The sequence below is a fragment of the Kiritimatiellia bacterium genome (assembly GCA_028715905.1).
GTDB lineage: Bacteria > Verrucomicrobiota > Kiritimatiellia > JAAZAB01 > JAAZAB01 > JAQUQV01.
In genome coordinates, this window is sequence record JAQUQV010000013.1 from 34989 (window position 1) to 46462 (window position 11474).

The following is an 11474-nucleotide window of genomic DNA, read 5'->3' on the forward strand; positions in this document are numbered from 1 at the left end:
CGGCAATTATATAGAAAGTCCTTGCCGAAAGGCATTCAGGTTGATTTTTATTATCGTCTGGGGGAATCCCGCAAAACTGTTCCTTATCGTTTTTTCCATTTTGGTCAGCGACACTATTGATTTCCTTGCCAGCATGGAACCCAGCATGACCAGGTTGGCGGCCTTGATGTTGCCGAGCTGGTCGGCAATTTTTGTGGCTTGTACTCTGATAAAGTGCCAGTCCAGGCTGTTGACCCGGCAGAGCGTGCTGTTGGCAATCGCCAGTCCCTTTCGTTCAATATATGCGACAAAGCGTTCCGCCGCCTGCTGGTTCATGGCGATCACCGTGTCAAATTTTTCGGCCAGCGGCGATGCGATTTCCTCGGTTGATAAAATCACCTGGCAGGATGACACACCCCCTCTGACTTCCGCGCCGTAAGAAGGAAAGAAAGTTACGAAAGGGTAGGAATCCATGGCTGTCCGGGCCAGCATTTTTCCAAGCGTTACAATCCCCTGTCCACCCGTGCCCGCGATAATAATTCGTTCAATCATTGATAACAACTCCTTCCTTTCGAAAAACTCTGACCGGAAAATGCCTGCTCAATTCGTTTTTTACAAATTTCAGCGAATCTTCCGGAGAAAGACGGAAATAAGTCGGACACGGCGAAAGGATTTCAACAAAACTGTATCCTTTTTCGTCCATTTGCGCCTTGAAAGCCGTCAAGAGGGCCTTTTTTGTTTTGAGAATGCCGTGGATGCCGTCAAGGGCGGTGCGCTCAATATAAAAAGGCCGGTCAAGCGTGTTTAAAAGTTCGCAGACACGGATCGGACCGCCCATGGTGGCGGTCTCGCGCCCGGCGGGGCAGGTGGGGGTCTGCTGTTTGACCAGGGTCGTGGGCGCCATCTGGCCGCCGGTCATGCCGTAGACGGTATTGTTGATGAAAATGACCGTGATGTTTTCGCCGCGGTTAGCAGTGTGGATGGTTTCGCACATGCCGATCGCGGCCAGGTCGCCGTCGCCCTGATAGGAAAATATAATACGTCCGGGCCGGACCCGCTTGAGACCGGTTGCCACCGCGGGGGTACGGCCGTGCGGCGCCTCGGATATATCGCATTTCAGGTAATAATAAGCAAATACGGCGCATCCCACCGGGGCGACCCCTATGGTTTTATCCCGGATATGCAGCTCGTCCATGACCTCGGCCAGCAGTTTGTGCACGAGGCTATGGCCGCATCCCGCGCAATAATGCATCACGGAAGACGACAAGGCCTCGGGTCGGCCGTAAATTTTCTGTTTTTTCGCCATAACGCGTTTCTCATTATTCCGGACGGCGTGTCCGGATTTTGGAAAGACGGCGGGTGTTTTTGTAAATTGTTTTTAAAATTTCGGATTCGCTCGGCACCTTTCCGCCGGGATAGCCGCTGAAAAAGATTTGAGCCTCTCCGCCGGCGGCAAGGCGGACGTCTTCCAGCATCTGGCCGCAGTTCATTTCCACCGTTAAGATTCCCTTGACCTGCCGGGCGAGCGTTGCAAGCCGTTTCGCGGGAAACGGCCAGAGGGTGATTGGGCGGTAAAACCCGACTTTCCAGCCGCGGGCGCGGGCGGCCAGGACGGCGCCTTTTGCAATCCGCGCGCAGGTACCCCACGCGGCAACCAGCAAATCGCAACTGGCCGCGTGCATTTCCTCGCAACGGGTTTCCCGGCGCGCTATTTCATGGTAACATTTCTGGAGTTTATAATTATGTTTTTCCAGTTCGCCTTCATTCACCAGCAAAGAGCGTATCCAGTTCGGCCGGCGATTTCTGGCCCCGGTCAGCGTCCAGGGTTTTGGCGGCGGAGGAGGCGGCGGGCCGCGGTGCAAATAAACCGGTTCCATCATCTGTCCCAGGCGGCCGTCGGCCAGGATGGTTACCGGAATCCTGTGCTTGTCAGCGAGGCGGAAGGCATTGATGGTGAAATCGTGCATTTCCTGTACCGACATCGGCGCCAGGACGATCGTATGATAGTCGCCGTGTCCCCCGCCTTTTGTGGCCTGGAAATAGTCGCCCTGGGCCGGGTCTATGCTTCCCAGTCCCGGCCCGCCGCGCTGGACGTTTGCAATCACCGCCGGCAATTGGCAGCCGGCCAGGTATGAAATGCCCTCCTGCTTCAAGCTTATTCCGGGCGATGAGGAACTGGTCATGGCCCGCGCCCCGGCGGCCGCGGCGCCCAAAACCATGTTGATGGCCGCCAGTTCGCTTTCAGCCTGAATAAATGTTCCGCCGCATTCAGACATCCTTTTGGCCATGTAGGCCGGGACCTCGTTTTGCGGGGTGATGGGATAGCCGGAATAAAAACGACATCCGGCGCGCACTGCGCCTTCGGCCAGCGCCTCGTTGCCCGTCATGAATGTCCGTTTCCCGCCGGTTTTCGGCGGAGACTGCGGCGCAATACCGCAGGGCTCTTCCGTGTCAGCGGGGCGGCGCGGCTCATGCCTTTTTTTGTTTTTTTTCATCAATTCTGAAAATTTCAATGGCCGCTTCCGGACAGATCAGCGCGCATTGTTTGCAGCCGGCGCACGACTTGCCTGATTTTTTGTCCTGTTCCGGGAAATGAAATCCGCCTTTATTCACATTTTGCGAAATGACCAATAATTTCTGCGGACAGACATTGACGCACAGGCCGCAGCCTTTGCAGAATATTTTAAGAACTTTTACTTGATAGCGAACGCTCATGTCCGGCCCGGTCGGAAAATATTATGCGCAAATCTCCTTAAAATCCATGAATAACAACAATCTCACCATAATTAATTTTTTTGTCCAGAAATAAAAAGCGGGCAGGTCTTTTGCCGGTCGCCCATGCGGCATGTGTTCAATTATGTTTAGCATGAAGCGGCGCGCGGCAAAGTCCGGGTCAGTATTTTTTTTCAGTCCAGCTGTTTTTTTCGTTCATGGCTGTCCGTCCGCTCTTATTTCATTTCAAAAACCACCTTGATGCCCTCGCCTTTTTCAAAGAGGTCAAAAGCTTTCTGCCACTCGGCGAGAGGGAAAACGTGCGTGATAAGCGGCTTAACTTTGATCAGCCCGGCGGCGCAGAATTCCAGCGCCTTTTCCCAGCCGGAGTATTTCTGGCTGAATGAGCCGGCAACCCGCAGTTCTTTGTAAAGTATCCGGTCCAGATCAAATTGTACGGGGCGGCCGCCTATTCCAACCAGCGTAAAAATGCCCTCGCGCCGGAGGGTTTTCAGACAGAGGCTTGCGGCCGCTTCCGCGCCTGAGCATTCAATGGCGGCATCCACGCCGTTGCCGTTGGAGCTTTTCATGATTTCCGCCTCGGCTTGATCGGCGGCGCAGACAAAATCCGCGCCCAGCCGGCGGCCGAGTTCCAGCCGGCGCGCGTCGTTCGCCCTTCCGGTCAGGATCACTTTCGCGCCGTTGGCCTTCGCGTATTGCAGGCAGAAAAGCCCCATCGGGCCGGGGCCGGTCACGAGAACAAAATCGCCGGCATTGATGCGGGTCAGTTCCTGGACGGCGTGATAGGCGCAGGCGGAGGGGTCGGTCAACGCCCCGGAGGCAAAGTCAACTTCGGGCGGCAGACGGTGGATGCGGGCGATGGGGATAATTACGTATCTGGTGAAGGCGCCGTCAAAAGCATATCCGGTGGCAAGGCGTTCCTTGCAGAGATTATAGCTGCCGGCGGCGCAGCAGCGGCATTTTCCGCAGGCAAAACGGGTGTTTTCGCCGGTTACGCGCGCGCCGATCAAGTCCCGCTCAACGCCCTGGCCGGTTTCCGTGACAATGCCGCTGAATTCATGGCCTGGCACGACCGGATATTTCATGGGTATGCCGATATCTCCCCGGCGGATATGCAGATCGGAGCCGCAGATTGAGGCGGCCTTGACTTCAATTTTTACCTCGCCCGCGGCGGGTGAAGGCTCAGGAATATCGCGCAGCTCCATGTTGCCGGAGCCGGCGGCATATTTCACAAGGGCAAGCATTTTTTTTGTTTTTCGTGTTGTTATTTGCCTTGATTTATATCATTTTAAAAGAATGCCTGCAATGAAACAGTGTTGAAATATGAATTCAAATCTGCCGGGATTTTTAATCAATCCGACCATCTGGTCCGCGGTTTCAGCCTGGTTTCTGGCCCAGACGATAAAAATGGCCTTTTTTTTCGCGCGCGCGCGGAAAATTAATTTTGCCTATCTGGTCAGCACCGGCGGCATGCCGAGCGCCCATTCGGCTTTTGTCTCCGCTCTGGCGACTTCCGTCGGCCTGCGGGCGGGGACAGGCGGCCCGCTTTTTGCAGTGGCGTGCGCATTAGCGTTGGTGGTCATGTTTGACGCGCAGAGCGTGCGCCGGGCGGCCGGCATACAGGCGCGGGTGCTGAATGAAATAATTGACGAGCTTTTCAAAACCCGGCGCGTGACGGAAGGCCGGCTGGTGGAGCTGCTTGGGCATACCCGGCTGGAGGTGTTTTTCGGAATGTTGCTCGGCGTCTTTGTGGCCCTGCTGCTTCATTCCCTGTAAGCTTTACCACTTCCGGCGCACGGGAATATTTTCCGCGGCCAGCGCTTCCTTGATCTGGCGGATGGTGTATTTGCCGGAATGGATCATGCTGGCGATAATGGCCGCTTCGGCGCAGCCCTCGGTGAAAATTTTTGCCAGATGTTCGGGTTTGCCCGCGCCGCCGGAAGCCACCACCGGCACGGGAACACTCCGTGCAATCAGCCTGGTAAGGTTAATCTCATAACCCTCCTGCGTGCCGTCGGCGTCAACCGAATTGACCACGATTTCTCCCGCGCCCAGATCAACGGCCTTTTTTGCCCAGGAGAGCGCGTCCAGGCCGGTTCTTTCCCGGAAACCGCGGATCGTGATTTCATATCCGCATGCGCATTTTTCTTTTGCCACCCGCACCGGGTCCATGCCCAGGACGATGCATTGCGATCCGAAAGCCCGGGCCCCCTCCCTGATGATAAGCGGATTTTTCACCGCCAGCGAGTTGATGGATATTTTTTCGGCGCCGGCCAGCAGGACGCGTTCCATGTCGGGCAGGGCTGAAATGCCGCCGCCGACCGCGAAGGGAATGTGCACGGCGCGCGCCACTTCCCGCACCATTTCCAGGTCAATCGGACGGTTTTCGGCCGAGGCGGTGATGTCGTAAACAACGATCTCGTCGCATCCGTCCGCGCTGTAGGCGGCGGCCATTTCCACGGGGTCGCCCACGTCAACATTGCCCTGGAAGCGGACGCCCTTCGTCACTTTCTTGTCCCTGATATCAAGGCAGGGAATTATTCTTTTTGTCAGCATCGCTATATTTTGGATTTTGGATTGCCGATTTTGGATTACAGACTATGAATATCAATTCAATCGTTTACGCAAAGTCTTGATTGATGCCACGATAATGGCAGTAATTTCATTGCATTCGGTCATAATGGCGGTAAGTTTATCTGCACCGCATTTTCCGCTGTCATTAAGAATTTCCATCCAATACAAGGATTCATCAGCTTCTTCCTCGGCCGTCGAAAGCTTGGATATCATATCGGCCGTTGACTTCGCGCGGCATGCCGCGCGATAGTTGGCGCCGACAGAGCATGCCGACCGTAGCAACTGTTTGCTAATGATAAGGCCGGATGTTGTTTTCGGCAATTGATCAACGAACGTAATGATCTTCAATGCAAATGATTTGGTTCGGTCTTTAAATTCCTGTTCGTTCATGACTCTATTTTTAAGAATGATTTTTCAATCCAAAATCCAAATTCTAAAATCCAAAATCTAAGGGCTCCATCTGCTGAAATTTTCCAGCAGTTTCAGTCCGATCCTCCCCGATTTTTCCGGATGAAACTGGGTGGCTACCAGGTTGTTTCTGCCCACGATGGAAGCGAAGGTTATTCCGGCGTAATCGGTTGCGCCGATAATTTCCGCCTTATTCCGCGGCTCGGGGTAATAACTGTGGACGAAATAAAATTCGCTCTGGTCTTCAATTCCTTCCAGGACCGGATGTTTTTTAATGATTGTGACGGAATTCCAGCCGATTTGCGGCACCTTGTCGGCGCGGTCGGCCGGCATAAAACGCCGGACCTTTCCGGAAAGCAGGGCGAGACCTTCGGTTCCGCCGTCTTCTTCCGATGAATCAAAAATTATCTGGGTGCCCAGGCAGATTCCGAGGAAGGGCGTGCCGCGCGCGGCGATTTCTTTCAACACGTTTTCCAGCCGCAGGGCCATGATACTGCGCCGCGCCGCGCCGGCCGAGCCGACGCCCGGGAAAACGACGCGGCCGGCGGCCAGGATTTTTTCGGGTTGGTCTGTAATTTCCGCTTTCACGCCCAGATACGCGAAGGCAAGCTGGACGCTTGTCAGATTTCCGGCTTTATAATCAATAATGGCAATCATTTGTATCCCGATTTTCAGAAGATTCTTTCATAAAAAAATGTTCACCGCTCGCTTCGCTAGGCGCTGAGAACGCAGAGATAGGAAAGATTTCTTTTTTTTAAAATTTGATCTTACCTCTGCGACCTCTGCGTCTCTGTGGTAAAAATATTCTTCGGGCTTGACGAGCGACGGTTTCAAAATTAACTCAACTCTATTGTCACGACTTGTTAAGATATTCCACCGCATTTTTGAATATCTGCAATCCCAGACCGTATTTCGGCAGTGTGCCGGCCAGATTCTGCCTCTGCCACTGGGGATGATTTTCAGGGAAAAGATAGGCCTCGGGGTGGGGCATGAGACCGAAGACCCGGCCGGTCGGATCGCACAGGCCGGCGATGCTGTTCATTGAACCGTTGGGGTTATCCGGGAAACGCCGGGCCGGTTTACCCGTTTGCGCGTCAAGATAACGGCAGACAACGCAGTGATCCTTTTCAATCCGGTTTAAAATTTTTTTATCCAATGCCATTATTTTGCCTTCGCCGTGCCGGATTGGGAGGGGCATTTCCTTCAGTCCGCGCGTGAAGACGCATTTGCACTCCGGCTCAAAGCCGAGCCGGACCCAGAAATTCTGGAACACGCCGCAGTCGTTATGGGTCAGAGTGATTTGGCGCTTGAGATAGTTGCCGTCAAATCCCGGCAGAAGACCCATTTTGACCATGACCTGGAAACCGTTGCAGACGCCCATGATCAGGCTGTTCCGGCTGATAAATTTCATGATTTCATATTTGGCGCGCGAACGCAGGCGCAGGGCCAGCACCTGTCCCGAGCCCATGTGATCGCCGAACGAGAATCCGCCGATAAACATCAGGGCCTTGAACTGATTCATGAGCGCCGGCCGTTCCAGCAGGTCATGCAGGTGGATCATACGCGGCTTTGCGCCGGCCATTTTCCAGGCCTGCGCGGATTCGGCCTCGCAGTTCACACCGTATCCGGTAATAATCAGAATTGGAGGTTTAAGCGCCATAGAGCGTCTTTTTGAAAGCTTTTCTTAACTTGTCCAGCCCGATAAACACAATCCTGCGCCCATCCGCGCCCCGGATGGCGAGTTTTTTTGCGCCGGTTACTTTGCCGATGCAGGCATGCGGAATATCCTTGAAAATGTTTTCCAGTTTTTTCCGGTTTTCCGGCGCCGCGCTGAAAATGAAACGGCTGTTGGATTCGGAAAAGAGCAGTTCGTCATTAGACAAGTTTCCATCGCGCGGGGCGCCGGCCAGATCAATTTCCGCCCCGAGGTTTGCTCCCAGGGCGCACAAGGCAAACCCGGCGGCCAGGCCGCCGCGGGCGGGGGCGTGCGCCGAACGGATCAGACCGCGCCCGATCGCCGCTGCCATTTGCCGGCAGACCCGCTTGCCGAACATTGCGTTGAGTTCGGGCACTTTGCCGGAACAAGTGTTTTCTGATGTTAGGCGGCAAAAGGCAGAAGCGCCGAGTTCGTTTTTCGTGAGGCCGGCGACATATATCATGTCTCCAGAGCGCTTGAAGTCAACCGTTACCGCCTTGCGCACGTCGTCAATTCTGGTGATTGTGGAAAAGAGCAGGGTGGGGGGGATGGAAATTTTTTTACCGCCGCGCGTGGAGTCGTTTTTACAGCTGTCTTTTCCGGAAATACAGGGAACGCCGTAGGCGGTGGTGACGTTGTAAAGCGCCCGGCAGGCGCGGACCAACTGGGCCAGTTTGTGCAGACCGTCCGGGGTTTTTTCCGAAAGCACCGGGTCCGGCCAGCAGAAATTATCCAGACCGGCGATCCGGTCAAACCGGCCCCCGGCGCTTACCGCGCGCCGGACGGCCTCGTCTATTACGGCAGATGCCATGTGATAAGCGTCCAGGTCGGAATAGAACGGGTTGATTCCTTCGGCAAGGACGATGCCCTCATTGCGGTTGTATTCAACCCGCATGACCGCGGCGTCGGCCGGCACATCGCAGAAGACGCCGACAAAGGGCTTGATGACGCTCAGGCCCTTGACTTCGCCGTCGTACTGCCGGCTCTTGAATTCCCTGGAACAGATGTTCAGGTCGGCCAGCAGTTCGCACAGGAGTTTGTTATAGTCGGCGCGGTTTTTGCGCGGCGGGCGCGGTTTTTGCGCGGCGGGCGGAGACCACCGGGCTTTTAATTGCAGAACCGGACAGCCGTTGTATAGAAAATCCATGTCCAGCCGTCCGACTATCCGGCTGCCGTAACGCACCACGAGCTCGGGCGAGCCGGTAAATGTCCCCAGGACGGCGGCTTCAACGTCGCGTTTTTTTGCCAGGTCCATAAAGGGCTTTATTTTGCCGGGCGCAACGGCGAGCGTCATGCGCTCCTGGGCCTCGGAGAGGAAAATTTCCCACGGCTTCAAACCCTCGTATTTCAACGGCGCTTTTGCCAGGTCCAGGTCGGCGCCGCCGCTCAATTTCCCCATTTCGCCGGCCGCACAGCTCAATCCCCCGGCGCCGTTATCGGTGATACAGCGGTAAAGTCCCCGGTCGCGGGCTTCCATGAGAAATTCATACATTTTACGCTGGGTGATCGGGTCGCCGATCTGGACGGCCTGGACGGGCGATTTTTCGCGCAGTTCCTCGGAGGAAAAAGTCGCGCCGTGAATGCCGTCCTTGCCGATCCGGCCGCCCAGCATGACAATGGCGTCGCCCGGAAAAACCTCCTTGCGCTCCGATGGTCTTCCCCCGGTTTTGACGGGAAGAGTGCCGACCGTGCCGCAAAAAACAAGCGGCTTGCCGGTGTAGCGGTCGTCAAATATTTCAAAACCGCGCATCCATGGAATACCGCTCTGATTGCCGCCCTCAATCACGCCCTGGTGGACGCCGTCGCGGATGCGGCGCGGGTGCATCAGGCCGGCCGGCAGGTTTCCCCTGTAAAATGGGGAACCGAGGCAATACCCCCAGACGTTGCAAAGCAGGTTGGCGCCCATGCCGGTCCCCATCGGATCGCGGTTGACGCCGACAATGCCGGTCATGGCACCGCCGTAAGGGTCAAGCGCGGAGGGGGAATTGTGCGTTTCAATTTTATAAACCAGGTTCAGCCGTTTGTTGAAACGGATAATGCCGGCGTTATCCTTGAACACTGAAACGAGCCATTTTTTCGTTTTGCCGATTTTCTCGGTTGCGCCGCGGATATATGTTTTGAAAAGCGAATCAATGTTTTCAACCCGTCCGTGTTCGTCCGTGTATTTGATTTTTGCGGAAAAGATTTTATGACTGCAATGTTCGGACCAGGTCTGGGCGATGCATTCCAGCTCAAGATCGGTCGGTTGGTCCGGCAGGCCCATTTTTTTACGGCCGGTTTTGACGGCCGGGCGCTGGAAATAATCGCGGATGGCATGCATCTCTTCCAGGGAAAGAGAAAGGATGTTGTCCCGGCTGATTTTCGCCAAGTCCGCATCACTGCCGCGCAGGTCGTAAGTCCCGACCGTCGGCTCGTTTTTTTCGCGGATCGCCGGCACGGCGGAGTCAATATGCGTTTTTTTCCATTCGGCGGCGGAATAAACCGTGATGGTCTGGATCAAAGGATTGGCCAGCAGGTCGCCGGCCAGTTTTTGCGCGGCGGAACGCGTCATTCCTTTTGCCTTGATAAAATACTGGGCCGCGGTATAGACCTGCGCGTTTTCGCCGGGATCGCGGTTAATGATGTCTTGCAGGGCGATAAGCGCGGTGCGGCCGACATTATCGGTAACGCCCGGTTTGTAGCCGATCTCAATCAGCCAGTCAAATCCGGCCGGCGGGCTCAGGCGGCCGAGCGCGGCGGCTTCAATGACCGGGTCGCAAAAATGGCGGCAAACGGACGCAATTTCATTCCGGGTGAGTTCCGCGTCAATTTTATAGACAGTCCTGGTCCGCGCGGCCTTGAGTTCCATGCCGAAATACCGGCGGGCCCCGGCGACAACGTTTTCGCCGCGCGCGTCGCGGATTCCTTCTTTCAGGCCGATTTCAATGCGGTGTGCCATCGTTTTTTTTCTTTCCGGAAAATTGCCTCGCATTCTAACTTTCCGGATGTTGTAATGCAAGCGATTAACGCGGCAATGCAGGGGGTGGCGCTGTCGGCGTTGGAGAGAAGAAAACATTCAGGCCGGATTTTGAAAATCCGGCCTGAATTCAGCGGGGTAGCCGGAAATAATCGCTTATTCAATAATCGGCAGATAATCCGGGCCGCCGAAGCCGCCCGAAATCAGGCAATAGCCATATGCCGAAAGCAGGCCCTCCCAGACGCCGGTTGCCTGATGATACACCGCCAAGTCGGAAAGACCGTCGCCGTCGTAATCGGCCGGCACCGGTAGGCCGCCGATGTTTCCGGCAGTCCCGGCCCAGAGGGTGTGATGTCCCTGGCTTTCCAGCGAGCCGGAAAGCAGTATCTGCCATTCGGCCGTTTCCGGATTGTAAATGGCCGGGTCGGTTATGCCGTCGCCATCGTAATCGGCCGGGGCCGCCGTCAGTCCGGAGCACCCAAATGATCCGGTTATACATTCATAACCGATGCAGGAAAGACTGAATATCCAGAGACCTGTCCTCTGGTTATAAACCGCCGGGTCGGCCAGGCTGTCGCCGTCGTAATCCGCCGGCAGAGGTAAATAGCCCGCTCCACCCAGATAAATTTCATAAAGCGCGTATTGGCATGACGAAAATCCACCGAGCCAATAGCCGTCCGTTGCGCGGTAGACGGCTGGGTCGGTGAGGGAATCCCCGTCAAAATCGCCTTGCGCGGCCATGAAGTCCGGTCCGCCCAGGTAACCGTATTCTCCGTGTCCGCGGGAAGTGAGCCAGACATACCAGAGGCTGTAAGAGGGCACGTAAATCCCAACCCCGGTCCGCCCGTCGCCTTCGTAGTCGCCCGGCACGTCTATCCAGCCGCTCCGGCCCGGGTCCACTTCCACGATGTTCGTGTATTTATCGCCGGAAAGCATGGTTTTCCAGATTGACCCGTCGGCGGCGCAAATGGTCGGATCGGCCTTGCCGTCGCCATCGTAATCGTTCAAGCCCCGGCCGATTGAATTTGGTCCGAGGTCTTTGACCCTGACCGTCCCGGCGGCAGTCGTTGTATTGTTTGCCAGGTTTGGATCGTTTAATGCGCTTAAATGCCGCACGGTAACTTTTAC

At 55.6% G+C, this 11474-nt stretch carries 12 protein-coding genes; 1 reads left to right on the forward strand and 11 read right to left on the reverse strand.

The window, feature by feature from the left end; all coding sequences use genetic code 11:
- Positions 1-6: 6 nt before the first annotated feature.
- From PHP98_04350 to PHP98_04370, 5 genes are all read right to left on the reverse strand, one after another.
- Positions 7-531 (reverse strand): 2-oxoacid:acceptor oxidoreductase family protein, encoded by a 525-nt coding sequence (locus PHP98_04350; protein ID MDD5482863.1) that lies wholly within the window; start codon positions 529-531, stop codon positions 7-9.
- The gene (locus PHP98_04355) at positions 524-1285 is read right to left on the reverse strand and encodes a thiamine pyrophosphate-dependent enzyme (GenBank protein MDD5482864.1); all 762 of its coding nucleotides are present in this window, start codon (positions 1283-1285) and stop codon (positions 524-526) included. The genes PHP98_04350 and PHP98_04355 overlap by 8 nt, the downstream gene beginning before the upstream one ends.
- Before the next feature lie 13 nt (positions 1286-1298).
- Complete coding sequence (gene vorB, locus PHP98_04360) at positions 1299-2366, reverse strand: 3-methyl-2-oxobutanoate dehydrogenase subunit VorB (GenBank protein MDD5482865.1); 1068 nt, start codon at positions 2364-2366, stop codon at positions 1299-1301.
- A gap of 82 nt (positions 2367-2448) precedes the next feature.
- Entirely contained in the window at positions 2449-2694 is a 246-nt protein-coding gene (locus PHP98_04365) for a ferredoxin family protein (protein MDD5482866.1), read from the reverse strand.
- 233 nt (positions 2695-2927) lie between these two features.
- Positions 2928-3956 (reverse strand): alcohol dehydrogenase catalytic domain-containing protein, encoded by a 1029-nt coding sequence (locus tag PHP98_04370; GenBank protein MDD5482867.1) that lies wholly within the window; start codon positions 3954-3956, stop codon positions 2928-2930.
- Between the two features lie 79 nt (positions 3957-4035).
- Between PHP98_04370 and PHP98_04375 the strand changes: the two genes are divergently transcribed.
- Positions 4036-4488, forward strand: a complete 453-nt coding sequence (locus PHP98_04375) for a divergent PAP2 family protein (protein ID MDD5482868.1) — start codon at positions 4036-4038, stop codon at positions 4486-4488.
- A 3-nt stretch (positions 4489-4491) separates the two neighbouring features.
- Here PHP98_04375 and hisF read toward each other — a convergent pair whose 3' ends face one another.
- From hisF to PHP98_04405, 6 genes are all read right to left on the reverse strand, one after another.
- Positions 4492-5268: an imidazole glycerol phosphate synthase subunit HisF gene (hisF, locus tag PHP98_04380; GenBank protein MDD5482869.1), complete on the reverse strand. Its 777-nt coding sequence runs from the start codon at positions 5266-5268 to the stop codon at positions 4492-4494.
- Positions 5269-5319: 51 nt separating this feature from the next.
- Positions 5320-5676, reverse strand: a complete 357-nt coding sequence (locus PHP98_04385; protein ID MDD5482870.1) for a four helix bundle protein — start codon at positions 5674-5676, stop codon at positions 5320-5322.
- 57 nt (positions 5677-5733) lie between these two features.
- Positions 5734-6351 (reverse strand): imidazole glycerol phosphate synthase subunit HisH, encoded by a 618-nt coding sequence (hisH, locus tag PHP98_04390; GenBank protein ID MDD5482871.1) that lies wholly within the window; start codon positions 6349-6351, stop codon positions 5734-5736.
- 196 nt (positions 6352-6547) lie between these two features.
- Positions 6548-7354: a phosphoribosylformylglycinamidine synthase subunit PurQ gene (locus tag PHP98_04395; protein ID MDD5482872.1), complete on the reverse strand. Its 807-nt coding sequence runs from the start codon at positions 7352-7354 to the stop codon at positions 6548-6550.
- Positions 7344-10328 (reverse strand): AIR synthase-related protein, encoded by a 2985-nt coding sequence (locus PHP98_04400; protein ID MDD5482873.1) that lies wholly within the window; start codon positions 10326-10328, stop codon positions 7344-7346. Before PHP98_04400 ends, PHP98_04395 begins: the two co-directional genes overlap by 11 nt.
- Positions 10329-10502: 174 nt before the next feature.
- On the reverse strand, positions 10503-11474 hold a 972-nt coding region (locus PHP98_04405; protein MDD5482874.1), incomplete at its 5' end, for a hypothetical protein.

Coding starts and splice junctions, on each gene's coding strand:
- vorB (MDD5482865.1), bottom strand. CDS start 2,366: ATGACGGGCAACGAGGCGCTGGCCGAAGGCGCAGTGCGCGCCGGATGT.
- PHP98_04370 (MDD5482867.1), bottom strand. CDS start 3,956: ATGCTTGCCCTTGTGAAATATGCCGCCGGCTCCGGCAACATGGAGCTG.
- PHP98_04395 (MDD5482872.1), bottom strand. CDS start 7,354: ATGGCGCTTAAACCTCCAATTCTGATTATTACCGGATACGGTGTGAAC.
- hisH (MDD5482871.1), bottom strand. CDS start 6,351: ATGATTGCCATTATTGATTATAAAGCCGGAAATCTGACAAGCGTCCAG.
- PHP98_04350 (MDD5482863.1), bottom strand. CDS start 531: ATGATTGAACGAATTATTATCGCGGGCACGGGTGGACAGGGGATTGTA.
- PHP98_04365 (MDD5482866.1), bottom strand. CDS start 2,694: ATGAGCGTTCGCTATCAAGTAAAAGTTCTTAAAATATTCTGCAAAGGC.
- PHP98_04375 (MDD5482868.1), top strand. CDS start 4,036: ATGAATTCAAATCTGCCGGGATTTTTAATCAATCCGACCATCTGGTCC.
- PHP98_04355 (MDD5482864.1), bottom strand. CDS start 1,285: ATGGCGAAAAAACAGAAAATTTACGGCCGACCCGAGGCCTTGTCGTCT.
- hisF (MDD5482869.1), bottom strand. CDS start 5,268: ATGCTGACAAAAAGAATAATTCCCTGCCTTGATATCAGGGACAAGAAA.
- PHP98_04400 (MDD5482873.1), bottom strand. CDS start 10,328: ATGGCACACCGCATTGAAATCGGCCTGAAAGAAGGAATCCGCGACGCG.
- PHP98_04385 (MDD5482870.1), bottom strand. CDS start 5,676: ATGAACGAACAGGAATTTAAAGACCGAACCAAATCATTTGCATTGAAG.